The sequence below is a fragment of the Streptomyces sp. NPDC057428 genome, from assembly GCF_042803195.1.
Taxonomy (GTDB): domain Bacteria; phylum Actinomycetota; class Actinomycetes; order Streptomycetales; family Streptomycetaceae; genus Streptomyces.
This window is the reverse complement of record NZ_JBHVCT010000001.1, coordinates 184,705-208,374: the sequence shown is the minus strand read 5'-3', so window position 1 is coordinate 208,374 and position 23,670 is coordinate 184,705. Positions and strand designations below refer to the sequence as shown.

Sequence of the window (23,670 nt, the reverse complement as noted above, 5' to 3'; positions counted from 1 at the left end):
ACCTCCGCCGGAAGGCGGCCCGTCCCACAGCCGCACCGAAACCGGGCAGGCCCGGCCCTGGGCGTCCGCCCGGCAGCCGCAACCAGCACAAGGCCCGCATCCAGGACGTCGGCAAAACCGTGAAACGCGCCGAAACGATCAAGGAACACGAACAGCAGCGAGGTTAAACGTCAAGCTAAGCTAAGAGCCGCACCGGAAGATATCCGGACCCTCTTTGCAGGTAGAGCCGTCGTTGCTGTGCTCTGAAGTCGGCGCATTCCCAGAGGGGAATACGCCGGGTTGAAGCGGGGGGGCGCAGAACGTGGACATCTTCGAAGCACGGAATCAGTTGGTTGCTGACTACCGCGCATCCACCTCTGGTTTCGTCTCCGTCCGTGACCCCAGGATCGCCGAACATGTGCAACGGGCACTCGACGAGGGCAGTCAGTGGCCCGAACCCTGGCTGTCACTCAATCCGGATTCTGCGACCGGCAGTGCGATCGGCGATGGCGAAAACGTGGGCTCCGGACAGGAACCGTGGCTGCCCGCTCCGACGACACTCGTCGCAGGAGCTTGCACCTCTACTGCGCCCGTTGGGACTGACCGGCTACTGGGTACAGGATTCCGGCCCCTGAACCACGGCGCCCGCCGGGGCCGGACCTCATTCGATCGAACGCACCCACGAGGAGTCCGGCCAACCCGGTGCGACTCGCGGGGAAGGCCCGGGGCGCCGCGTCGCGCCCCGGGCCGGGCGGATCAGATCAGGCCCTGCGCCAGCATCGCCTCGGCGACGATCTCGAAGCCCGCGATGTTCGCGCCCACCACGTAGTTGCCCGGGCTGCCGTACCTCTCGGCGGTCGTGTGGCAGGACTCGTGGATGTGGCGCATGATCTGCGCGAGTCGCTCCTCGGTGTGGGCGAAGGTCCAGGAGTCGCGCGAGGCGTTCTGCTGCATCTCCAGGGCGCTGGTGGCCACGCCGCCCGCGTTGGCCGCCTTGCCCGGTCCGAAGGCCACGCCCGCCTCCTGGAAGACGTGGACGGCCTCGGGGGTGGTGGGCATGTTGGCGCCCTCGGCGACCGCCTTCACCCCGTTGCGCACGAGGGCGAGGGCGTCGGCCTCGTGGAGCTCGTTCTGGGTGGCGCAGGGCAGGGCCACGTCCACGGGGACGCTCCAGACGCCCGTGCCCTCGACGTACTTCACGTGCTCGCCGCGCCGCTCGGCGTACTCGGAGACGCGGCCGCGGCCCCTCTCCTTGATCTCCTTGAGCACGTCGAGGTCGATGCCCTTCTCGTCTACGACGTAACCGGCGGAGTCCGAGCAGGTCACCACGGTCGCGCCCAGCTGCTGCGCCTTCTCGATGGCGTAGATGGCGACGTTCCCGGAGCCGGACACCGCGATCCGCTGCCCGTCGAGGGACTCGCCGCGCACGCGCAGCATCTCGGCGGTGAACAGCACGCAGCCGTATCCCGTGGCCTCGGTACGCGCCTGGGCGCCACCCCAGCCGAGGCCCTTGCCGGTGAGCACACCGGACTCGTAGCGGTTGGTGATCCGCTTGTACTGGCCGAAGAGGTAGCCGATCTCCCGGCCGCCGACGCCGATGTCACCGGCGGGGACGTCGGTGTACTCGCCCAGGTGGCGGTGGAGTTCGGTCATGAAGGACTGGCAGAAGCGCATCACCTCGGCGTCGGAGCGGCCCTTGGGGTCGAAGTCCGCGCCGCCCTTGCCGCCGCCGATCGGCATGCCGGTGAGGGCGTTCTTGAAGATCTGCTCGAAGCCCAGGAACTTCACGATCCCGAGATTGACCGAGGGGTGGAAGCGCAGTCCGCCCTTGTACGGGCCCAGCGAGCTGGAGAACTCGACCCGGAAGCCGCGGTTGACGTGGATGTCGCCGGAGTCGTCCGCCCACGGCACCCGGAAGATGAGCTGGCGTTCGGGTTCGCAGATCCGCTCGATGATGCGGGCGTCGACGAACTCGGACCGCCGCGCCAGCACGGGGCCGAGGGTTTCGAGGACCTCTCGTACCGCCTGGTGGAATTCGAGCTCCCCCTGGTTGCGCCGCAGGATCTCCGCGTAGAGCGGCTCGATGACACGGTTGACGGCGGTACGCGGGGCGAGGGAATCGGAACGGGCAGGCATCAGATCAAGACCTTCCGTGGGTGGACTCGTGCGCGTCGGCGCCCCCGGTCCCCCGGAGGCGCCTGCGGCCCGTGCGGGCCGTTGCACCCGGCAAGTCTCCCAGCGCGGCCCCGTGCCGCCCGGACGACATCCACATAGTGGCCACGGTTGTTGTCCCCGGAGCACCGCCGGGGTTCGCGGGTGGCGAACCTCACAGCCGATCAGGAGGGCTGTGAGGTCTTCGTGTCCGCCGTGGTTCAGGCAGCCGCGTTCTCCGTCACCGTCACCTTCCCCTTGCGGATGGTCGCGACTCTGGGCGCCTTGCGGGCGAGGGAGCTGTCATGAGTGACCATCACGAAGGTCAGCCCGTGCTCCTTCCACAGTCCGTCGAGCAGTTCCATGATCTCGTCGCGCATGGACTCGTCGAGGTTTCCGGTGGGTTCGTCGGCGAGCAGCACCTTGGGGCGCTTGACGAGCGCGCGGGCGATGGCGACGCGCTGCTGCTGTCCGCCGGACATCTCGCTCGGCAGATGGGTGGGCCGGTCGCCCAGGCCCACCGACTCCAGGGCCTCGGCGGCGCGTTCGCGCCGGGCCTTCGCACCGAGGCCAAGGGGTACGAGCGCGGTCTCGACGTTCTCCTGCGCGGTGAGCGTGGGGATCAGGTTGAAGCTCTGGAAGACGAAGCCGATGGACTCGGCGCGGACCTTGGTCAGCCGGGACTCGGGGAGTCCGGCCAGATCGACGCCGTCGAGCTCGATGGTGCCGGCGGTGGGCCGGTCGAGTCCGCCGAGCATCTGGAGGAGCGTGGACTTGCCCCCGCCGGTCGGCCCCTGGATGACGAGCCGTCCGCCGTCCTCGATGGTCAGGTCGACGCCGGCGAGCGCGTCGACGGGGTTCTTGCCGCGCATGTAGCGCTTGGTGACGCCCTTGAGCTGGTACACGTGGGACTCCTGCGTTACGTACGAGAGGGGATGGGCGGTACTACGCGACGCGTCGCAGCGCGTCGGCCGGGCGCAGCCGGGAGGCCCGCCAGCCGCCGAAGGCTCCCGCGATCAGCCCGCCGGCGACGGCCAGGGCGACGGCGACGAGGATCGTGGTGAGCGAGACCGGTGCGGTCAGCGCGATGTCGAGGGTCTTGGAGGCTGCCTGGCGGCCGGGGCCGCCCCCGCCCATGGGGCCGCCGCCCATGGGGCCGCCGCCGCCCATGGGGCCGCCGCCGCCCGAGGAGCCGAGCTGGGCGGTGAGGGTGGGGCTGATGGCGGTCACGGTGTAGGCGCCGGCGAGGCCCACCGCGATGCCAAGGACGCCGCCCATCAGGCCGTTGACGAGGGCTTCGCCGACGACCTGGCGGGTGACGCGTCCGCTCTTCCAGCCGAGGGCCTTGAGGGTGCCGAACTCCCGCACACGGCGGCTGACGGCGGAGGAGGTCAGCAGTCCCGCGACGAGGAACGCGGCGACCAGGACGGCGATGGAGAGCCACTTGCCCACGCTGGAGGCGAGATCGGAGGCGGTGGACAGGGAGCCGGACACCGTGTCGGCGAGGTCGGCGGAGGTGGTGACGGTCGTGCCGGAGATGTTCTTCTGGATGGCGGCCTTGACGGTGTCGATCTGCTGGGAGTCGGCGGCCTGGACGTAGACCGTGGTGACCTTGTCCTCGGAGTCGGCGACGGTCTGCGCCTGCTTCAGCGGGATGTAGACGTTGGCGGCCGCGTCACCGCTGTCCGCCGTGGAGATGCCCACGATCGTGTATTTGGTGCCGGAGATGGTGACGGTCTTGGCGACCGCGAGCGACTTCTCCTTGGCGTAGGCGGAGTCGACGACCGCGACCTTCGCGTCGGTCTCGGAGGTCTTGAAGGTCCGGCCCTCGGTGATCTTGGAGGAGGTCAGCGGCCCGAGGCCCTGCCGGGTGACGTCGGTGCCGTACACGGTGAAGGAGTTGACGTCGAAGGAGGCGCCGCCGCCCCGGACCTCGCCCTGTGGCCGGCCGTTCGGGCCACCGCCGGGCCCGCCCTGCCCGGTGGAGCCCTCCTCCTGCTTGAACTCGCCGCGCTTGAACTGGCCGTCGACCTTCACGACGGTCAGGCTCAGCCCGCCGACGGCGTCCGCGACGCCCGTCTGGTCGCCCACCTTGTCGACGGTGCTCGCGGCGAGTGTCTGGAAGCCCTGGACCATGACCCGGTCCGTGCTCTGGGTGGCGTCCTCGTCGTCCTTCGCGTCGAACTCGAACCGGCGCCGCTCGGTGCCGCCGGAGCCCGGTGCGGCGGCGGCCTTGGTCACCGTCATGTCCGTGCCCAGGCCGTACAGCGATTGGAGGACCTTGTCCTGGGCCTTGCTCATGCCCGAGGAGACCGAGCTGACGATGATGACCAGCGCGATGCCGAGGGCGAGCCCCGAGGCGACGACGAGCGCCGCCTTTCTGCGGCGGCGCAGCTCGCGCCGGAGGTAGGTGAAGAACATGGCGTGAAGGTATGGACCGGGTGTGATGAGGAGTTAAGTCTCCGATGAGAGCGGAATGAGAACACGGGCGGCGCGCATACGCCGAAGGCGGCGGTACCCGGATCATCCGGGTACCGCCGCCTTCGGGCGGGGAGGGGAATCGCTCCGATCAGGCCTCGGAGCCCGCCGTCCACTGGGCCCAGTCCATGTTCCAGCCGTTGAGGCCGTTGTCGGGGGCGATGGTCTTGTCGGGGGAGTTCTTGACCACGACCACGTCGCCGACGATGGAGTTGTTGTACAGCCAGGCCGCCGACGTGTTGGGGTCGCCCGCGCCCTTCGTGTCGGACAGGCCGATACAGCCGTGGCTGGTGTTCACGCTGCCGAAGATCGACTTCGCGCCCCAGTAGTTGCCGTGGATGAAGGTGCCCGACGTGGACAGCCGCATGGCGTGCGGCACGTCCTTGATGTCGTACTCGCCCTTACCGTCGTCGTCCGTGAAGCCGACGGTCGCACCGTCCATCCGGGTCTCCTTGAACTTCTCGGAGATGACCATCTGGCCGTTGTACGTCGGGTTGTCCGGGGATCCGGCGGAGATCGGGATCGTCTTGACCGTCTTGCCGTCACGGGTGACGGTCAGAATGTGCGACTTGGCGTCCACGGTCGAGACCTGGTTGCGGCCGACCTTGAAGGTGACCGTCTTCTGCTGGACGCCCATGACGCCGTCGGCACCCTCGACGCCGTCGAGAGCCAGCTTCAGGGTGACGGTGGAGCCACCCTGCCAGTAGTTCTCGGGACGCAGGTCCAGGCGCTGGTTGTTGAACCAGTGGCCGACGACCTCCTGGCCGCTGCTGGACGTCACCTTGATGCCGTCCTGGACGGCCTTCTTGTTGGTGATCGCCTTGTTGAAGTTGATCGAGACCGGCATGCCGACGCCGACGGTGGAACCGTCCTCGGGGGTGAAGTTCCCGATGAAGCTGTTCTCGGGCGAGACCGTGGTGAAGGAGCTGTTGGCGTGCGCCACGCGGTCCTTCGAGTCCGACGCGGCGGCGCTGACCTTGTACGTCGTCGAGCGCTCGAGCTGGCCGCTGGGCTTCCAGCTGGAGCCGTCGGCCGCGAGAGTGCCCTCGACGGCGTCACCCTCGGCCGTGGTCATGGTGACCTCGGTCAGCTTGCCCTTGGCGACGGTGACCAGCGCGGCGTTGTTGATGCTCGCGTTGGTGGCGCCGTTCTTCGGCGCGATCGTTATCTGCGCCTCGGAGGTGTCCTTGGCCGCCGCTTCGTCGACCTGCGCCTGTGACGTCTTCGAGCTGTCCGCGCTTGCGCCCGTGTTCCCGTCGTCGCTGCAGGCCGAAAGCACCAGCACGCCGCCGAGCAGTGCGGAGGCCGCCACCAGGCCCCGGCGCCGCTTGCTGTCCGTCATCACACGCTTCTCCATCGTTGCCGATTCCCCAAGATCCCCGGACGAGGCCGCCTGACGGCGAACATCCGTCAATGTTCCAAGAACACCGCGACCGGGTCTTCCGTTCCACATCCGTCGAGGATGTGGGGAACACCACTCATCGACGCGGTCGCGACCGCGGTGGTTCCCGTCACCCGTGAGGAGTGCCCCGCGAGCGTCAGCGTTCCGTGTTCCCGCCGCCTTCTTCGTCGTCCGTCTCATTGTCCTCGATCCCGTAGTGCGCCTCGTCCCCGTCCTCTCCGGCAGCCCAGTCCTCGGCGTCGGGGTCGTAGTCGATCGTCTCGCTGCTCCAGGAGGCCTGGGCGAGCTCGACCCCGGGTACCTGGCTGACCAGATCGAACGGATCGATCAACGAGGCGAGGGCTTCGGCTGCGTCTTCCCTGACCGTCTCCTCGGCATGCGTACGTTCCTCCGCCGAGTCGCCGGCGGAGGGGCCGGAGGCCGTGTAGTCGGCGGCGATGCTCTCCAGCGCCGTACCGGTCAGTGCGTCCGCGTCGCTGATCTCCAGCACCATCTCCACGCGAAGCCGAACAAATGAGGGTGTCTCCGATGCAGTCATACGCCGGAGCGTAAGGGTCCCGGGAGTCACGGCTTTCCTCCGACCCGCTGCTTTGCTTAGCATCGGCGCACGGGGCTAACTGATGGCTGTCGCAAGGGGATCGATTCTGTGTCCATCGCTCGTCGCACGCTGCTGACTTCCACAGCGGCAGGCACCCTGCTCTGTGCTCTCTGGTTCGTCCCGTCCGCCAACGCGACCGACGGATCAGGGCCGCGGAGCGCTTCCACCGGCTCGTCCGCCGGTTCCACCACCGGGGTCCGCCAGGCGTCCGCCGCGGGGGATCTCACCTCAGGCAGCACCCTCGCCGAGACCGGTACGGGCATCGACACCACGCCGTATCTCATCGGCGGCACGGCGCTGCTGTGCATCGGGGCGGGATTCGTCGCCCATTCGGTACGCCGGGGCGGCGCACCGGGCGCCGGCATCTGAGAGCCTGTCGGGTGGCCTTCGATCGGAAAGTGGGCGCGGTCCGGTGCGTGCGATTCCAAGGCGCCGGAGTGTCCTCGTAGCGGAGCTACTAGGGCATTTCGGCAACGCGGGAAGCGTGCGTGCCGGGGCGTGACCGCCCGATCAGAGGTCACCCGACAGGCTCTGAGGCCTTCCGTGCCTCAGTCCGTCTCGTCGCCGAGCATCCTGCGCAGCAGGTCGCGCAGTACGGTCCGCTCCGTCTCGGACAGCTCGGCGAGCGGCTCCCGGGCGAAGTCCAGGGCGTCCCGCAGCTGAGCTGCCGTCCGGACGCCCTCCTCGGTCGGGGCGGCGAGCTTCACCCGCCGGTCGGCCGGATCCGGGCGGCGCTCGACCAGGCCTCGGAGCTCCAGACGGTCGACTATGCCGGTGATGTTGGACGGTTCACACTTCAGCTTCCGGGCGACCTTGCGCATGGGCATCGGCTCCAGCGAGAGCAGCCCGAGCACCCGCGCCTGCGCGCCGGTGAGGGCGTGGGTGGCGGCAGCACGGTCGTACTCCTCGTGGTAGCGAGCCACGACGCCGCCGATGAGCTGGATGACGTCGAGGGTCACGGGGTCGGTGTGCGGGTCGGCCATGACACCCAGCGTAGCGAATTACTTGACAAGATGAAATAACGCGACGCATGGTTGTTTCATGTCCTGAAGCTTTCCGGCTTCCCGCACGTACGACATCGAGGAGAACCCGAGCCCATGTCTGCAGCACTTCCCACGTCCAGCCGTGAATGGCACCTCGTCGCCCGCCCGCACGGCTGGCCCGAGGCCAAGGATTTCGCGCTGCGCGAGGCGTCGGTGACCGCTCCCGGCGAGGGCCGCGTCCTCGTCCGCAACCTGCACTTCTCCGTCGACCCCTACATGCGCGGCCGCATGAACGACGTGAAGTCGTACGCCCCGCCCTTCAAGCTCGACCACCCGATGGAGGGCGGCGCGGTCGGTGAGGTCGTGGCGTCGAACGCCGAGGGCTTCGCCGTCGGCGACCACGTCCTGCACGGCCTCGGCTGGCGCGAGTACGCCGACGTCCCCGCCAAGCACGCGGTCAAGGTGGACGCCTCCCTGGCTCCGCTGTCGGCCTACCTCGGCGTACTGGGCATGACCGGGCTCACCGCCTACGCGGGCCTGTTCGACGTCGCCTCCTTCAAGGAGGGCGACGCCGTCTTCGTCTCCGGCGCGGCCGGTGCGGTCGGCAGCCAGGTCGGCCAGATGGCGAAGATCAAGGGCGCGTCCAGGGTCATCGGTTCGGCGGGCTCCGACGAGAAGGTCAAGCTCCTCGTCGAGGAGTACGGCTTCGACGCCGCCTTCAACTACAAGAACGGCCCCGTCAGGGAGCAGCTCGCCGAGGCCGCGCCCGACGGCATCGACGTCTACTTCGACAACGTCGGCGGCGAGCACCTGGAAGCCGCGATCTCCTCGCTCAACGTGCACGGCCGTGCCACCATCTGCGGGATGATCGCGCAGTACAACGCCACGGAGCCCACCCCGGGCCCGCGCAACCTCGCCCTCGTCATCGGCAAGCGCCTGCGCCTGCAGGGCATGCTCGTGGGCGACCATGCCGCGCTCCAGCCGCAGTTCGTCCAGGACGTGGCCGGGTGGCTGGCCTCGGGCGAGCTCAAGTACAACGAGACGAACGTCCAGGGCATCGAGAACGCCTACGACGCGTTCGTCGGTCTGCTCCGGGGCGAGAACACCGGAAAGATGATCGTTTCGCTGGACGCCTGACCCTCCCGGCCCGTCAACCGTTAGGCTCGGCCCAGGCCGTCGCGGTCGTGGGCGCGAGTCGCGGCGCATCAGCAGGAGGAATCACCGTTATGACCATCCAGCACATAGACGTTGCCTACACCGCCGTCGCCACCGCTTCGAGCGGCCGTGACGGCCGCGTCGCCTCCGACGACGGCAACCTCGACGTCGTCGTCAACCCGCCGAAGGCGATGGGCGGCAGCGGCGCGGGCACCAACCCCGAGCAGCTCTTCGCGGCCGGCTACAGCGCCTGCTTCCAGGGTGCGCTCGGTGTGGTCGCCCGCAACGAGAAGGCCGACATCTCCGGATCGACGGTGACCGCCTCGGTCTCCCTCGGCAAGACGGAGGCCGGCGGCTTCGGCCTGGAGGTCGCGATCAGCGCCTCCATCCCGAACGTCGACAAGGCCACCGCCCAGGCGCTCGTCGAGAAGGCGCACCAGGTGTGCCCCTACTCGAACGCCACCCGGGGCAACATCAAGGTCGAGCTGTCCGTCGGCTGACCTGACAGCCCGTTCGTACGGGTGCGGGGGCCGCACCCCGATCCACGTGGGGTGCGGCCCCCGGCCGTGACCGCGGCTCCTGTGGTGGGGGCCGCAAGCGCGCTCAGCGCGCCGAGAAGGCGTGCACCGTCGTCGAGCGGTAGGTGTCGCCGGGGCGCAGCACCGTCGAGGGGAACGACGGCTGGTTCGGTGAGTCCGGGAAGTGCTGGGACTCCAGGCAGAACGCGTCGCCCTGGCGGTAGACACGCCCCGAGGTGCCGGTGAGCGTGCCGTCCAGGAAGTTCCCGGAGTAGACCTGCATGCCCGGCTCGGTCGTGTACATCTTCATCACCCGGCCCGAACCGGGGTCCGTCACCGTCAGCGCGTACTCCGGGCGGGACGTGATCCCCTTGTCCAGCACGAAGTTGTGGTCGACACCCTGCCCGTGGCCGATCTGCTCGTGCGGGGTGCGGACGGCGTCGCCGATGGCGCGGGCCCTGCGGAAGTCGAAGGGCGTGCGTGCCACCGGGGCGAGCTCGCCCGTCGGGATGAGGGTCGCACCCACCGGGGTGTAGCGCGCCGCCGCCATCTCCAGCAGATGCCCGTCGACGCTGCCGCTGCCCTCGCCCGCCAGATTGAAATAGGTGTGGCTGGTCAGGTTGAGGACGGTCGCCCGGTCCGTCGTGGCCGTGTAGTCGATGCGCCACTCGCCCCTGGAGGTGAGGGCGTAGACGACACGGACGGCGAGGGCGCCCGGATAGCCGGCCTCGCCGTCCGGACTGGTCCGGGTCAGGACCAGCCCGACCTCACCCCGCGAGGTGAAGGGCTCGACGTGCCAGATCCGCTTGTCGAAGCCCTGGTCGCCGCCGTGGAGGCTGTTGGGGCCGTCGTTGAGAGGGAGTTGGTGGGTGACCCCGTCGAGGGTGAAGCGTCCCTCGGCGATGCGGTTGCCGTACCGGCCTATGAGGCCGCCGAAGTAGGGCGACTTCGCCACGTAGTCAGGCAGGCCGCCGAAGCCGAGCGCGATGTTCGCCGTACGCCCCCTGCGGTCGGGTGTCTCCAGCGACTGGATGACACCGCCCCAGGAGAGGACCTTCAGCCGGGTCCCTCCGTTGGCGAGGGTCCAGCGGTACACCTTCGTCCCGTCGGCGAGCGTGCCGAAGTGCTCCCGGAACGGGGTGCGTCCACCGGGCGTGGCGTGGGCGGTGGGAGTGCCCGCCGCCACCGCCAGCCCGGTGGCGGCCGTGGCCGCCAGAACGGTGCGTCTGCTGGTACCGGTCATGAGACAACTCCTTCTCGAAGGGGAAGTGTTACGAGCCGACCTTGCGTTTGTTCCAGACGTCGAAGCCGACCGCGGCCAGCAGGACGAAGCCCTTGATGACCTGCTGGTAGTCGGTGCCGATGCCGACGAGGTTCATGCCGTTGTTCAGCACACCCAGGACGAGACCACCGATGATCGCGCCGAGGACCGTGCCGACGCCGCCGCTCATCGAGGCACCGCCGATGAACGAGGCGGCGATGGCCTCCAGTTCGAAGTTGAGACCAGCCTTGGGCGAGGCCGCGTTGAAGCGGGCTGCGAAGACCAGACCCGCCACGGCCGCGAGCATGCCCATGTTCAGGAAGACCAGGAAGGTGACCTTCTTGTCCTTCACACCCGACAGCTTGGCCGCGGGCAGGTTGCCGCCGATGGCGTAGATGTGGCGGCCGATGATCGCGTTGCGCATCAGGTAGCCGAACCCGACGACGAGCACGCCGAGGATGAGCAGCACGACCGGGGCGCCCTTGTAGCTGGCGAGCAGCAGTGTGACGACGAGGACGGCCGAGACCAGGGCGACCAGCTTCAGCAGGAACAGCTTGGCCGGCAGCACGTCGAGCGCGAACTCCTGCTGCCGCTTGCGGTCACGGACCTCCTGGAACACCACGAAGGCGATCAGGGCGAAGCCGAGCAGCAGGGTGAGGTTGTGGTAGTTCGTGGTGGGGCCGACCTCGGGGAGGAAGCCGTTGGCGATCTCCTGCAGGTCCTTCGGGAAGGGGCCGAGCGTCTGGCCCTTCAGGAAGATCTCGGTCAGCCCGCGGAAGAGCAGCATCCCCGCGAGGGTCACGATGAACGACGGTATGCCGAGGTAGGCGATGAAGAAGCCCTGCACCGCACCGGCGACGGCACCGATGGCCAGGCACAGCACCACCGCGAGCGGCCAGGGAAGATCGTGTTCGACCATCAGTACGGCGGCCATCGCGCCGATGAACGCGGTCAGTGAGCCGACCGAGAGGTCGATGTGGCCCGCGATGATGACGAGCATCATGCCGATCGCGAGGATCAGGATGTAGCTGTTCTGCAGCACCAGGTTGGAGACGTTGCGCGGCAGCAGCAGGTCACCGTCCGACCACACCGCGAACAGCACCACGATCAGGCCGAGGGCCATCAGCATGCCGTACTGGCGCATGTTGCGGCGCATGCCGCCGAGCACCAGTTGCAGCAGGCCGTCGCCGGAGGCCGGCCCGCTCCTGCCGGGCGGCGCCGGGGCCGGGGTCTTGGCGGTCAGGTCCGTGCTCATCGGGATACCTCTTTGTCCTTCGTCATCTGACGCATCAGCGCTTCCTGCGAGGCCTCGGCCCGCGAGAACTCACCCGTCAGCCGTCCCGCGGCCATCGTGTAGATGCGGTCGCACATACCGAGCAGCTCCGGCAGCTCGGAGGAAATGAAGACGACCGCCTTGCCCTGGGCGGCCAGGTGGTCGATGACCGTGTAGATCTCGTACTTGGCGCCCACGTCGATGCCGCGTGTGGGCTCGTCCAGGATCAGCACCTCGGGACCCGCGAAGATCCACTTGCTGAGGACGACCTTCTGCTGGTTGCCGCCGGACAGCTTGCCCACCGGCTCGAAGACGGTCGGCGCCTTGATGTTCATGGACTTGCGGAAGTCCTCGGCGACCTGCCGCTCACCGTGCTCGTCGACCACACCGCGCCTGGCGACCTTGCCCAGGGCGGTCAGCGAGATGTTCCGGTTGATGGTGTCGATGAGGTTGAGGCCGTAGTGCTTGCGGTCCTCGGTGGCGTACGCGATGCCGTGCTTGACCGCCTCGGGGACGGACTTCGTACGTATCTCGGTGCCGTCCCGCAGGACGGTACCGCCCGCGTACCGGCCGTAGGAGCGGCCGAAGACGCTCATCGCCAGCTCGGTGCGGCCGGCGCCCATGAGCCCGGCGATCCCGACGATCTCGCCGCGCCGCACCTCGATCGAGACGTCGTCGACGACCTTGCGCTGCTGGTCGATGGGGTGGTGCACGGTCCAGTTGCGGATCTCCAGGGCGGGGGCGGCCCCCTCTTCCGGGTGGTGCGGGGTGCGCTCCGGGAACCGGTGCTCCAGGTCGCGGCCGACCATTCCGCTGATGATCCGGTCCTCGGTCGTCTCCGCCGCCTTCACGTCGAGCGTCTCGATGGAGCGCCCGTCGCGGATGATCGTGACCGAGTCGGCGACCCGGCGGATCTCGTTCAGCTTGTGCGAGATGATGATCGAGGTCATGCCCTGTTCCTTGAGCTGCAGGATCAGGTCGAGGAGCTTGCCGCTGTCCTCGTCGTTGAGTGCCGCCGTCGGCTCGTCGAGGATGAGCAGCTTCACCTTCTTCGACAGCGCCTTGGCTATCTCCACCAGCTGCTGCTTGCCCACGCCGATGTCGGCGACGCGGGTCTCCGGGTGCTCGTCCAGACCGACCCGGCGCAGCAGTTCGCCCGCGTGCCTGAGCGTGTCGTTCCAGTTGATGAGCCCGCGCCTGGCGTGCTCGTTGCCGAGGAAGATGTTCTCCGCGATGGAGAGGTACGGCACCAGCGCCAGTTCCTGGTGGATGATCACGATGCCGTGCTGTTCGCTCGCCCGGATGTCCTTGAACCGGCAGGTCGTGCCCTCGAAGAGGATGTCCCCTTCGTAGCTGCCGTGAGGATGGACGCCGGAGAGGACCTTCATCAAGGTCGACTTGCCGGCGCCGTTCTCTCCGCAGATGGCGTGGACCTCGCCCTGCCGGACGGTCAGTGTGACGTCCGAAAGCGCTTTGACGCCGGGGAAGGTTTTGACGATCGAGCGCATTTCCAGGACGGGTCCCGCCATGGTCTTGCCTTCCAATCCTTGAGGGGGCCCGGTTACTTGAGGTCGTTCTCGGTGTAGTAGCCGCCGTCGACGAGGACCTCCTTGTAGTTGGCCTTGTCGACGCTGACCGGCTGCAGCAGGAAGGCGGGGACGACCTTGGCGCCGTTGTTGTAGGACTTGGTGTCGTTGACCTCGGGCTTCTTGTCCTTCAGGACCGCGTCGACCATGTTCGACGCGACCTTGGCGAGCTCGCGCAGGTCCTTGTAGACGGTCTGGGTCTGCTCACCTGTGATGATCGACTTCACCGAGGCGACCTCGGCGTCCTGGCCCGTGACGACGGGCATCGGCTTGGCCTTGGTGCCGTAGCCGTCCGACTTCAGCGCGGAGAGGATGCCGATGGAGATGCCGTCGTACGGCGAGAGCACGGCGTCGACCCGGGCGCTGCGGTAGCTGGACGTCAGCAGGTCGTCCATGCGCTTCTGCGCGGTGCCGCCGTCCCAGCGCAGCGTGGTGACCTGGTTGAGGGCGGTCTGCTTGGACCTGACGACCAGCTCGCCCTTGTCCACGTACGGCTTGAGGACGTTCATCGCGCCCTGGAAGAAGTACTTGGTGTTGTTGTCGTCGTTGGACCCGGCGAACAGCTCGATACTGAAGGGGCCCTTCTTGCCGTCCGCCAGGCCGAGCTTGTCCACGATGTACGTGCCCTGCAGCTCGCCGACCTTCTCGTTGTCGAACGAGGCGTAGTAGTCGACGTTCGAAGAGCCGAGGATCAGCCGGTCGTAGGAGATCACCGGGATGTCGGCGTCCTTGGCCTGCTGCAGGACGTTGTTGAGGGACTTGTTGTCGATCGCGGCCACGATCAGGGCGTCCACACCCTGCGTGATCATGTTCTCGATCTGCGAGACCTGCTGGTCCGGGTCGTCCTCGCCGTAGGCGAGCTTGGTCTTGTACCCCTTGCCCTTCAGTTCCTTCACGACGTTGGCGCCGTCGGCGATCCAGCGCTCGGAGGACTTGGTCGGCATCGCGATGCCGATGGTGGCGCCGTCACTGCCTTCCTTGTTCTCGTCGCTGCCGCCCTCGCTGTTCTGGCCGCAGGCGGTCAGGGTGAGGGCGAGGGAGGCGGCGGAGGCGATGGCGGCAAGTGCGGCTCTGCGGTTGCGCATAGTCATCATCCTTGATGTGGGTGGGGGCGCGGTCCGGAGATGCCGGAACGCTGGAAACGGATCTACCGAGAAGGGGTGTGTGGGATTGTGCGCGGCTGTGTCGTCTTTTGGGGAGGCTGTTTCCGGAACGTTATGACGAGATCTCGAAGCGGTTGAGTGAGCCCGGCAGGCGGGTGCCGAGGGCGGCCATGCCTCCGTCCGCGCCGTGCCGCGCGAGCAGGTCCAGGGCGAGGCGACCGCGCCGCACCCGCTCCTTGGCGGTGGTCAGCGCCAGCTCCCGCAGGTGCTGGCCGTACGGGTAGATCCCGGGCGATTTGGAGAGGCCGAACTTCAGGTACAGCGGGGCGCCGCGCCGGATCAGTTCGGCGACCTCGTACATCCGCACATAGCCTCCGAGGTCGTCCGGAGCCTCGATGTAGACGTCCATCGGAGCCCCCGAGACCCGGCGGATCTCGGTGAACTGAGCAAGGGTCAGGTCGGACGGGACGTTGACCGAGTCGGCGCCCAGTCCCTCGAAGACGGCGTACGACGCCGGGTTCACGGGCCCGATCAGCGCCGACACCTTGAAGGTGGTGTCCGCGGGCAGGCCCCCCCGGTCGCGGAGCCGGTGCAGGGTCCACAGGACCCCCTCGTCGGCCACGAGGAGGCACTTCACCCCCAGCCCGGTCGCCCGCAGGGCGTCCTCGACGCAGCCGGCCAGGGCGTCGTGGCCGCGTGCGCGCAGGCCCGCGCCACCGGAGTCCGTGCGCACCGACGCGCCGGTGTCCCAGGTGCCCCGCGGTCCCGTGAACAGGCAGAGTTCGATGTCCCGTTCGGCGCAGCCCTCCACCATCTCGGTGATCTCGGCGTCGGTCAGCATCCAGATGCCGCTGCCCTGGCTGATGCGGTGAACGGGCACGTCGAGCCTGGCGGACTCCTTGAGTACGACGCCGAGGGCCTCCGGGCCCTCCACGGACGGCACCTCGGTGCGCCAGCTCCCGCCGTCGGGGAAGGAGTGCGGGGAGGCGTCGGCCGGGGAGAGCGGCGCCGGGCCGAGGCCCAGCGCGGGGAGCACGGCGTCGCCGGGACGGCGGGGGCCGGCTGTGCCGGGGGAGGGGGCAAGCGCGTCGTTCACGGAAGGTCCTTCATGTTCGGTATTTCGGACGACATTCGGATCTCGGTGTGTGCGCCGGTACGGAAGCGGTCAGGGCGCCGCCGTACCGGCGCACGGATCAGGGGCGGTCAGGGCCGCAGCAGTACCTTCCCGGTGTCCGGAGCCCCGGACCCCACCAGTGCCACGGCTTCGGCGAACCGGTCGAGCGGGAACTCGTGGGTGATCAGCGGTGCCGGATCGAGCAGCCCGGCCGTGAACGCCCGCACGGCGTGGGACCAGGCCGCCGACGGCGCCCCGAACACGCTGCGCACGGTGAGCTGGCTGAGCGACAGATGCACCGGGTCGATCCCCACGGCACCCGGGGTGAACATCCCGGTCAGCACGACCCGCCCCCCGCGGCGCGCCAGCAGGCACGCGTCCGCGGCGGTGGAAGGCGCCCCGGCCGTCTCCACGACCAGGTCATAGCGTCCCCGGACCTCCTCCGCTTCCTTGGGTCCGAGGGCCTGGTCCGCTCCGAAGTCCATTGCCCGGGAGGCACGTTGCTCCCTCGGGTCGATCACCGTGAGCTCGGCGGGCGACACCGCTGCCAGAAACTGGACCGCGAGCAGCCCGAGCGTGCCCGCGCCCAGCACGGCGATCCGCTCACCGGGCTCCGGGGCCCCGGCCCGCACCGCGGCCGCGATCACCGCGGCCGGTTCCAGCAGCGCGGCGGCCCGCAGGTCCGCGTCGTCGGCCAGCGGGTGGAGCAGCCGGGCGGGGACGACCACATGGTCGGCGAACGCGCCGGGCCGGGTGAACCCCGTCTCGTCGTAGCCCGTCGTGCACAGGGACGTCTCGCCGTACCGGCACCGCTCGCAGCGCCCGCAGGCCCGGAAGCCCTCGGCGACGGTGCGCCGTCCTTCCAGCGCGGGGTCGACGCCCTTGCCGACGGCGTCGACCGTCCCGGACCACTCGTGTCCCGGCACCACGGGGTAGCGCACATAATCCGGATCGCGGTGGCCGTCGTACAGCTCGCGGTCGCTCATGCAGATCCCGGCCGCGGCGACGCGCACCCGGACCTCGCCGGGACCCGGCTCCGGGACAGGCCCCTCGGACAGCCGGTGGCTGCCGGGCCGCTCGACGACCAACGAGCGTGACACGAGGCTCACTTGGGCTGCCTCTTCTCCCAGCCGTCCGCCCACAGGTCGAACCGCGCCTGCTGCTGCGGGAACTCCGCCGCCGCGTCCACGTCCAGCTCCACGCCGAGCCCGGGGGCGTCGGAGAGTTCGAAGCAGCCGGTGGCGGGGTCGACGGCGGGAGCGCCCTTGACGACCTTCTTGATGTCGGCGTCCGCGAAGTCGTTGAAGTGTTCGAGGATCTTGAAGTTGGGCGTGCAGCCGGCGACCTGGAGGCTGGCCGCGGTCAGCACCGAACCGCCCACGTTGTGCGGCGCGATCAGCGTGTAGTGGGTCTCCGCCGTCGCCGCGAGCTTGCGGGTCTCCAGGATGCCGCCGATGTGACCGACGTCCGGCTGGATGATGTCGGCCGCCTGGGACTCGAACAGCTCGCGGAACTCGATCCGGTCGTGGATGCGCTCACCGGTCGCGATCGGCAGGTCGACCTTCTCCGCGACCTTCGCGAGCGCCTTGAGGTTCTCCGGCGGCACCGGCTCCTCCAGCCAGGCCGGACGGAACGGCGCCATCTCGCGGGCGATCCGCACCGCCGTCGACGGGCTGAAACGTCCGTGCATCTCCAGCATCAGCTCGGTGTCGGGCCCGATGGCGTCCCGCACGGCCTCGATGAGGGACACCGCGTAGCGCGTCTCCTCCTGGCCGAGCTCGAAGTGGCCCGTACCGAAGGGGTCGATCTTCAGCGCCCGGTAACCGCGCTCCACGACGCCCTGCGCCGCCTTGTGGTACGCCTCCGGGGTCCGCTCCGTGGTGTACCAGCCGTTGGCGTACGCCTTGACCCGGTCGGTGACCTTCCCGCCGAGCAGCTGCCACACCGGGACGCCGAGCGCCTTGCCCTTGATGTCCCAGCAGGCCATCTCGACGACCGCGATGCCGGACATCACGATCTCCCCGGCCCGCCCGTAGTCGCCGTACTTCATCCGCTTGACGAGGTCCTCGACCGCGAACGGGTCGGACCCGGCGATGTGGTTGGCCGTGGCCTCCCGCAGATAGCCGAGCAGCGCGTCGGTGCGGCCCAGCATCCGGGTCTCACCGACACCGGTGAGGCCCTCGTCGGTGTGGACCTGGACGTAGGTGAGGTTCCGCCACGGCGTGCCGACGACATGCGTGCTGATTCCGGTGATGCGCACGGGTGTTGCCTCTCGTGGTGTTCGGTATTTCGTCACTCGTTCGAAATGCTGGCGTGACCGTAATGACGGGCCAGGGGCGGTGTCAATGGTTCGCGCAAGTACGCTGACGCCATGAGTGATCTCGGGGCGGGTTTCGGGTACTTGATAAAGGGGCAACGCTGGGCCTTCGGGCACGGCCGCTGGTTCGGCTTCGGTCTCCTGCCGGCGCTGATCACCCTCGTCGTCTACGCGGGCGCGCTCGTCGGACTCGGCTACGGTGCCGATGACTTCGCCGGATGGGTCACACCGTTCGCCGACGACTGGTCCTCGCCCTGGCGGGGTCTCCTGCGCAACACCCTGGTCGTCCTGGTCTTCGTACTCGGACTGTTCCTCGCGGTGATCACGTTCACCGCCGTGACCCTCCTGGTGGGCCAGCCGTTCTACGAGTCGCTCTCCGAGGAGGTCGACCGCAGCGAGGGCGGCGAGGTGCCCGAGTCGGGCCTGCCGCTCTGGCGGGAGCTCTGGATCTCCGCCCGCGACTCCGTCCGCATCCTGCTGCGCGTCGCGTTCTACGGGGTGCTGCTCTTCGCCCTCGGATTCGTCCCCGTCATCGGGCAGACCGTGATCCCCGCACTCGGCTTCTGCGTCACCGGCTACTTCCTCGCCGAGGAGCTCACCGCCGTCGCCCTCCAGCGCCGCGGCACGGTCCTGAAGGACCGGCTCGTGCTGCTGCGCGGCCGCCGGATGATGGTCCTCGGCTTCGGCGTCCCGCTCGCGCTCGCCTTCGTGGTCCCGCTCGTCGCCGTGTTCCTGATGCCGGGCGCCGTCGCCGGCGCGACGCTGCTGGTCCGCGACCTCACCGCGCCGCCACCCGCCGCCCCCGAGCCGGCGCCCGCCCCGCACTCGCTGCACAAGGGCTGAGAGCCTGTCGGGTGGCCCTCGATCGGAAAGCGGGCGCGGTCCGGTGCGTGACCGCCCGATCAGAGGTCACCCGACAGGCTCTGAGGCTCCGGCCGCGGCGTCAGCGCACGGAGAAGCCGTACACCGTCGTCGAGACGAACTCCTCGCCCGGACGCAGCACGGTGCTCGGGAACCCCGGGCGGTTCGGCGAGTCCGGGAAGTGCTGTGTCTCCAGCGCGATCCCGGCGCACGGCACGAACGGGTCACCGCCGAGGTGGTCGGCGGTGTACAGCTGGAGCCCCGGCTCCGTCGTACGGACCGTCAGCAGGCGCCCGGACGCGGGGTCGTGCAGCTCGGCCACCGGCTCCCCGCCGGTCTCCTCCAACACGAAGTTGGTGTCGTAGCCGGGACCCACCGGCTTCGGCTCCCGGAAGTCGAAACGGGTCCCCTCCACCGAAACGAACTCCCCCGTGGGGACCGACTCGGCGTCCGCCGGCGTGATCCGCCCGGCCGCCAGTCGCAGTTCGTGTCCCAGGGCGCTGCCGCTGTCCGCCCCGGCCAGGTTCCAGTAGCTGTGGTTCGTCAGGTTCAGCACGGTCGGCGCGTCCGTCGTCGCCCGGTAGCCGATCCGCAGCGCGCCGTCCACGTCCAGGGTGTAGGTCACGACGACCACGAGGCGTCCCGGGAAGCCCTCCTCGCCGTCCCGCGCGACCAAGGTGAGCCGCACACCGTCCGGCACCTCCTCGGAATCCCAGACGCGCCTGTCGAAGCCGCGCTCACCGCCGTGCAGCGTGTTGCGGCCCTCGTTCCGCGAGACCCGGTGCGTATGCCCGTCCAGGACGAAGGAGCCGCCCGCGATCCGGTTCGCGTACCGGCCGACCACGGCGCCGAAGTACGGACCCGCGTGCTTCTCGTACCCCGTGACGTCCGGCAGCCCCAGGACCACCTCCGCCCGGTCGCCGTCCCTGCCGGGCACCTCCACCGACTGCACCACGGCGCCGTACGTCAGCACACGCACCCGCGTGCCCTCGCGCTCCAGCGTCCAGCGCCGGACCGGCGTGCCGTCGGCGAGGGTGGAGAAGTCTTCACTGCGTACCGCTGTACCCGTCGTCACGATCAAGGACCTTACGCGGGCGGTCCGGACGCGGTGACATTGCGGTAAGCGATCTCGGCCAGCCTGGCCTGGCCGTTGCGGCCCGGATGGAACCAGTCCCACTCGCTGAGCTGCTTCCCGGTGAAGCGGTAGTCGAAGACCGCCCCGCCGTCGTCACGGCACAGCTCGTCCCCGGCGCAGACGTCCCGCAGCACCTCGTTGTACGCGACGACCCGCTTCCGCACCGCATCGCGCCGCGCGACGGCGGCCGCGCCCATGTCGTCCGCGTCGCTCAGCATCGACCGGCAGATCCCCAGCTTCCAGATCTGCTTGCCGAGCGGGTTCGCGCGCCCGGTCGACCAGAGCCGCTTGAGGTCCGGGACGCTGGAGACGTACAGCTGCGCCTTCGGGGCGGCGGCGCGCAACTGTCGGACCGAGGCTTCGAACGACGCCCGGAAATCCGCCACCGGGGTCATCAGCCGCACCGAGTCACGGCAGGCGTCGTTCGCGCCGATCATCACGGTGACGAGTGCGGGGTCCTCCTTCGCGGCCAGCGCCATCTGCTCCGGCAGCTGCGCCATCCTCGCGCCGGACACCGCGTGGTTCCAGCTGTGCGACGCCGCCTTCGAGGCCCCCAGAAGGCGTACGGCGAGGCTCCGCACCGAGGTGTCGGACCCGGTGGCCCAGGACACCTCCGGGCAGTCGGCCAGCACCGAGCAGGCGTCGAAGCCCCTCGTGATGGAGTCCCCGACGGCCGCGACGGATGCGGGGCTCGCGTCCCACGCAGGGGACGGGGAGGGGCTTCGCGGCCCCGCCGCGCTCGGAGCGGCTCCGCCCTGACCGGAGGACGAGCATCCCGCGAGCGCGACGCCCGCGACGAGCGCTACCGCCGTCAGAGTGGCCCCGCGGCCGCCGCCGCGGCGGCGTGTCGAACGCTCGGGCATGACTGTCTCCCCTCCGGCCACACGGGTGATTGTGCCCCTGGCACGACCGGACAGCCCCAGGTGGCGGGCCCGCGCGCCCTCGCGGGTGAATGCTGAGCGAATCACGGGCCCGGGACCGACGGTACGTCACACGCCCGGCCCCGGCGCACGGTAGCTTTTCCCCGTCGAACCAGTGGCGCCCGACCGGCCCGCGTATGAATCGGCGGGGCCCGGTAAGTTATCTCACGTCACATACTGTCCCTTTTCAGGAGATTAACTCCCGATGCTGTTTACTGAAGACAACCTCGGGAGCCGGCCGGGAAGAGGCGGTACGGGCGCGAGGCCGCTGGGGAAGGCGAACCTCGTCCCACACTGGAGGTCCCGGTGACGACACGTGGAGTCCTGTACGTTCACTCCGCACCGCGCGCGCTGTGCCCACACGTCGAATGGGCGGTAGCGGGTGTACTCGGTGTGCGGGTCCAGCTCGACTGGATCAGACAGCCGGCCTCGCCCGGCACATGGCGGTCCGAATTCTCGTGGAAGGGCCGCGCGGGTACGGCCTCGGAGCTGGCCTCCGCCCTCCGCGGCTGGGACATGCTGCGCTTCGAGGTGACGGCCGAGCCCTGCCCCACGGCCGAGGGCGAGCGCTACAGCTCCACGCCCGGCCTCGGCATCTTCCACGCCGTCACCGGCATGCACGGTGACATCCTGATCCCCGAGGACCGGCTGCGGGCAGCGCTGGCCCGGTCCCTGCGCGGCGAGTCGGACCTGGAGGCCGAGGTCGCGGGGCTCCTGGGCAAGCCGTGGGACGACGAGCTGGAGTCCTTCCGCCACGCGGGCGAGGGCGCGCCCGTGCGGTGGCTGCACCAGGTGGTGTGACGGGAGCCGCCGGCGGGCCCCGGCCTCGAGGCAGACGGTGCTGAAAGCTCGGCGGCCACGATCAGGTGCCCGTCGGCCAGCCTGAAGCGGGACCGGGAAATGTCGAACAAAGGCATACGCACGCACTTGGTAGTGGCTCAGGCCTGGGATTCGGCGCACCTCCGTGACCAGCGCGTTGGGCACGTCCCTGCCCGCCGGGTACACCACCCGGACTTCTTGCGCCCGACAGGCTGTTTCTCCTTCCAGGGCGCGAGCGTGAACGGGGTGATCGTCGTGTGCATGTCTTTCCTTCGGCTCCGGCCATGCGGTCGTTGGTGTTGTCCCGCGAGGCGGTCCGTCCCCCGGCCCTGGGCGACGGACCGCGCGCACATGCGCGAGGCCCGCCTCCCGGTTCGGGAAGCGGGCCTCGCGGCAGGATCAGCAGATGATCAGCGGGTCAGACCGAACGGAACGCCAGCACCACGTTGTGGCCGCCGAAGCCGAACGAGTTGTTGATCGCGGCGATCGAGCCCTCGGGCAGCGCCCGCGGCTCACCACGCACGATGTCGGCGTCGACGTCCGCGTCGAGGTCGTCGACGTTGATCGTGGGCGGCGCCATCCGGTTCCGCAGCGCCAGCACGGTCGCCACGGTCTCGATACCGCCCGCGCCACCCAGCAGGTGACCCGTCATCGACTTCGTGGCGGAGATGGCGACGTGGTCCAGGTCCTCGCCCAGCACCTGGCGCAGCGCCTTGATCTCGGCGATGTCGCCCTGGGGCGTGGACGTGGCGTGCGCGTTCAGGTGCACGACCTCGGACGGCTTCAGGTCCGTGGAGTCCAGCAGGTTGCGCATCGCGGCGGCGATCCCGCGCCCGCTGGGCTCGGGCTGCGCGATGTGGTGGGCGTCGGCCGAGAGCCCCTGGCCCAGCACCTCGCAGTAGACCTTGGCGCCCCGTGCGGCGGCGTGCTCCGCGGACTCCAGGATCACGACGCCGGCACCCTCGCCGAGGACGAAGCCGTCCCGGCCGGTGTCGTACGGACGTGAGGCCTTCTCGGGCTCGTCGTTGCTCTTGGACATCGCCATCATGTTGGCGAACGCCGCGATCGGCAGCGGATGGATCGCCGCCTCGGTGCCGCCTGCGACGACCACGTCGGCACGGCCGGTGCGGATCATCTCGACGGCGTAGCCGATGGCTTCGGCACCCGACGCGCAGGCGGAGACGGGCGTGTGGACGCCCGCCTGGGCGTTGACCTCCAGGCCGACGTTGGCAGCCGGGCCGTTGGGCATGAGCATGGGAACGGTGTGCGGGGAGACGCGGCGTACGCCCTTCTCCTTCAGCACGTCGTACTGGTCGAGCAGGGTGATCACGCCGCCGATGCCGGAGGCGATGACCGAGCCCAGGCGCTCGGGCCGGATCTTCTCGTCTTCACCGGCCTTGCCGGTGAAGCCGGCGTCCGCCCACGCCTCGCGGGCCGCGATCAGCGCGAACTGCGCCGAGCGGTCCAGCTTGCGGGCGAGCGGGCGAGGCAGAACCTCGCTCGGGTCGACGGCCGCGAGGGCGGCGATCCGGACAGGCAGTTCGGCGAAACGTTCGCCCTCGAGAGGCTTGACGCCGGAGCGACCGGCCATCAGACCTTCCCAGGTCGATGCGGAGTCGCCACCCAGCGGAGTGGTTGCGCCGATACCGGTGACGACCACGGTGCGATTGGTCGGGCTCACTGGAAAATCTTCTCCACGTGTAGAGGGTCGTGAATCAGCGGCGCCACCGCCGGGTGGCGACACACGGAACGGGCTGGGATCAGCCCTGGTGCTTCAGGATGTACTCGGCGGCGTCGCCGACCGTCTTGAGGTTCTTGACGTCCTCGTCGGGGATCTTGACGTCGAAGCGCTCTTCGGCGGCGACGACGACCTCGACCATGGACAGCGAGTCGACGTCCAGGTCGTCGGTGAAGGACTTGTCCAGCTGGACGTCCTCGACCGGGATACCGGCGATCTCGTTGACGATCTCGGCGAGACCGATGACGATCTCTTCCTGAGTGGCGGCCATGTTGGCGC

At 69.3% G+C, this 23,670-nt stretch carries 22 protein-coding genes and 1 pseudogene; 6 read left to right on the top strand and 17 right to left on the bottom strand.

What is annotated here, in order from left to right:
• Nucleotides 1-167: pseudogene (locus tag ACFU5K_RS00890) on the top strand (transposase); the annotation flags it as partial.
• A gap of 568 nt (nucleotides 168-735) precedes the next feature.
• On the opposite strand, the gene gdhA reads toward ACFU5K_RS00890, so the two are convergent.
• The 5 genes from gdhA to ACFU5K_RS00865 all read right to left on the bottom strand — a co-directional run bounded on the left by gdhA (nucleotide 736) and on the right by ACFU5K_RS00865 (nucleotide 6,548).
• Nucleotides 736-2,115: an NADP-specific glutamate dehydrogenase gene (gene gdhA / locus ACFU5K_RS00885; RefSeq protein ID WP_384055082.1), complete on the bottom strand. Its 1,380-nt coding sequence runs from the start codon at nucleotides 2,113-2,115 to the stop codon at nucleotides 736-738.
• A gap of 236 nt (nucleotides 2,116-2,351) precedes the next feature.
• Complete coding sequence (locus ACFU5K_RS00880) at nucleotides 2,352-3,035, bottom strand: ABC transporter ATP-binding protein (RefSeq protein ID WP_384055079.1); 684 nt, start codon at nucleotides 3,033-3,035, stop codon at nucleotides 2,352-2,354.
• 40 nt (nucleotides 3,036-3,075) lie between these two features.
• Nucleotides 3,076-4,551: an ABC transporter permease gene (locus ACFU5K_RS00875; protein WP_384055076.1), complete on the bottom strand. Its 1,476-nt coding sequence runs from the start codon at nucleotides 4,549-4,551 to the stop codon at nucleotides 3,076-3,078.
• Nucleotides 4,552-4,699: 148 nt separating this feature from the next.
• Nucleotides 4,700-5,965: an Ig-like domain-containing protein gene (locus ACFU5K_RS00870; protein ID WP_384055073.1), complete on the bottom strand. Its 1,266-nt coding sequence runs from the start codon at nucleotides 5,963-5,965 to the stop codon at nucleotides 4,700-4,702.
• Between the two features lie 181 nt (nucleotides 5,966-6,146).
• Complete coding sequence (locus ACFU5K_RS00865; RefSeq protein ID WP_384055071.1) at nucleotides 6,147-6,548, bottom strand: hypothetical protein; 402 nt, start codon at nucleotides 6,546-6,548, stop codon at nucleotides 6,147-6,149.
• Between the two features lie 108 nt (nucleotides 6,549-6,656).
• Here ACFU5K_RS00865 and ACFU5K_RS00860 point away from each other — a divergent pair, with 108 nt between their 5' ends.
• Entirely contained in the window at nucleotides 6,657-6,977 is a 321-nt protein-coding gene (locus tag ACFU5K_RS00860) for a hypothetical protein (protein WP_384055068.1), read from the top strand.
• Nucleotides 6,978-7,156: 179 nt separating this feature from the next.
• On the opposite strand, the gene ACFU5K_RS00855 is transcribed toward ACFU5K_RS00860, so the two are convergent.
• Nucleotides 7,157-7,591, bottom strand: coding sequence for a MarR family winged helix-turn-helix transcriptional regulator (locus ACFU5K_RS00855; protein WP_384055065.1), 435 nt, complete (start codon nucleotides 7,589-7,591; stop codon nucleotides 7,157-7,159).
• A gap of 114 nt (nucleotides 7,592-7,705) precedes the next feature.
• Here ACFU5K_RS00855 and ACFU5K_RS00850 point away from each other — a divergent pair, with 114 nt between their 5' ends.
• Both ACFU5K_RS00850 and ACFU5K_RS00845 read left to right on the top strand, forming a co-directional pair.
• A complete protein-coding gene (locus ACFU5K_RS00850; protein WP_384055063.1) occupies nucleotides 7,706-8,728 on the top strand; it encodes an NADP-dependent oxidoreductase in 1,023 nt (340 codons plus the stop codon).
• Nucleotides 8,729-8,817: 89 nt separating this feature from the next.
• On the top strand, nucleotides 8,818-9,246 hold the full coding sequence (locus ACFU5K_RS00845; RefSeq protein WP_384055060.1) for an organic hydroperoxide resistance protein: 429 nt from the start codon (nucleotides 8,818-8,820) through the stop codon (nucleotides 9,244-9,246).
• 103 nt (nucleotides 9,247-9,349) lie between these two features.
• On the opposite strand, the gene ACFU5K_RS00840 is transcribed toward ACFU5K_RS00845, so the two are convergent.
• The 7 genes from ACFU5K_RS00840 to ACFU5K_RS00810 form a co-directional block, all read right to left on the bottom strand.
• Nucleotides 9,350-10,507 carry an aldose epimerase family protein gene (locus tag ACFU5K_RS00840; RefSeq protein ID WP_384055058.1) on the bottom strand — a complete coding sequence of 386 codons (1,158 nt, stop codon included), beginning with the start codon at nucleotides 10,505-10,507 and terminating at the stop codon, nucleotides 9,350-9,352.
• A 28-nt stretch (nucleotides 10,508-10,535) separates the two neighbouring features.
• Complete coding sequence (gene mmsB / locus ACFU5K_RS00835; protein ID WP_384055055.1) at nucleotides 10,536-11,780, bottom strand: multiple monosaccharide ABC transporter permease; 1,245 nt, start codon at nucleotides 11,778-11,780, stop codon at nucleotides 10,536-10,538.
• Entirely contained in the window at nucleotides 11,777-13,327 is a 1,551-nt protein-coding gene (gene mmsA / locus ACFU5K_RS00830) for a multiple monosaccharide ABC transporter ATP-binding protein (RefSeq protein ID WP_384055053.1), read from the bottom strand. The genes mmsB and mmsA overlap by 4 nt, the downstream gene beginning before the upstream one ends.
• Nucleotides 13,328-13,359: 32 nt before the next feature.
• Entirely contained in the window at nucleotides 13,360-14,469 is a 1,110-nt protein-coding gene (gene chvE, locus ACFU5K_RS00825) for a multiple monosaccharide ABC transporter substrate-binding protein (RefSeq protein ID WP_384055051.1), read from the bottom strand.
• A 130-nt stretch (nucleotides 14,470-14,599) separates the two neighbouring features.
• On the bottom strand, nucleotides 14,600-15,583 hold the full coding sequence (locus tag ACFU5K_RS00820; protein ID WP_384055048.1) for a hypothetical protein: 984 nt from the start codon (nucleotides 15,581-15,583) through the stop codon (nucleotides 14,600-14,602).
• Nucleotides 15,584-15,690: 107 nt separating this feature from the next.
• Nucleotides 15,691-16,710 carry a zinc-binding dehydrogenase gene (locus tag ACFU5K_RS00815; protein ID WP_384055045.1) on the bottom strand — a complete coding sequence of 340 codons (1,020 nt, stop codon included), beginning with the start codon at nucleotides 16,708-16,710 and terminating at the stop codon, nucleotides 15,691-15,693.
• Complete coding sequence (locus tag ACFU5K_RS00810) at nucleotides 16,707-17,861, bottom strand: mandelate racemase/muconate lactonizing enzyme family protein (RefSeq protein ID WP_384055043.1); 1,155 nt, start codon at nucleotides 17,859-17,861, stop codon at nucleotides 16,707-16,709. The genes ACFU5K_RS00815 and ACFU5K_RS00810 overlap by 4 nt, the downstream gene beginning before the upstream one ends.
• Nucleotides 17,862-17,972: 111 nt before the next feature.
• Between ACFU5K_RS00810 and ACFU5K_RS00805 the strand changes: the two genes are divergently transcribed.
• Nucleotides 17,973-18,761: an EI24 domain-containing protein gene (locus tag ACFU5K_RS00805; protein ID WP_384055040.1), complete on the top strand. Its 789-nt coding sequence runs from the start codon at nucleotides 17,973-17,975 to the stop codon at nucleotides 18,759-18,761.
• 100 nt (nucleotides 18,762-18,861) lie between these two features.
• On the opposite strand, the gene ACFU5K_RS00800 is transcribed toward ACFU5K_RS00805, so the two are convergent.
• Together ACFU5K_RS00800 and ACFU5K_RS00795 are read right to left on the bottom strand one after the other, a co-directional pair.
• A complete protein-coding gene (locus tag ACFU5K_RS00800; RefSeq protein WP_384055037.1) occupies nucleotides 18,862-19,854 on the bottom strand; it encodes an aldose epimerase family protein in 993 nt (330 codons plus the stop codon).
• Nucleotides 19,855-19,865: 11 nt separating this feature from the next.
• Nucleotides 19,866-20,777 (bottom strand): GDSL-type esterase/lipase family protein, encoded by a 912-nt coding sequence (locus ACFU5K_RS00795; protein WP_384055034.1) that lies wholly within the window; start codon nucleotides 20,775-20,777, stop codon nucleotides 19,866-19,868.
• A gap of 363 nt (nucleotides 20,778-21,140) precedes the next feature.
• Here ACFU5K_RS00795 and ACFU5K_RS00790 point away from each other — a divergent pair, with 363 nt between their 5' ends.
• Nucleotides 21,141-21,635 carry a DUF3145 domain-containing protein gene (locus ACFU5K_RS00790; RefSeq protein WP_384055031.1) on the top strand — a complete coding sequence of 165 codons (495 nt, stop codon included), beginning with the start codon at nucleotides 21,141-21,143 and terminating at the stop codon, nucleotides 21,633-21,635.
• A 436-nt stretch (nucleotides 21,636-22,071) separates the two neighbouring features.
• Here the strand turns inward: ACFU5K_RS00790 and fabF are convergent, their stop codons facing one another.
• Nucleotides 22,072-23,334, bottom strand: coding sequence for a beta-ketoacyl-ACP synthase II (fabF, locus tag ACFU5K_RS00785; protein ID WP_384055028.1), 1,263 nt, complete (start codon nucleotides 23,332-23,334; stop codon nucleotides 22,072-22,074).
• 79 nt (nucleotides 23,335-23,413) lie between these two features.
• The gene (locus tag ACFU5K_RS00780; protein ID WP_384055025.1) at nucleotides 23,414-23,662 is read right to left on the bottom strand and encodes an acyl carrier protein; all 249 of its coding nucleotides are present in this window, start codon (nucleotides 23,660-23,662) and stop codon (nucleotides 23,414-23,416) included.
• Nucleotides 23,663-23,670: the final 8 nt, after the last annotated feature.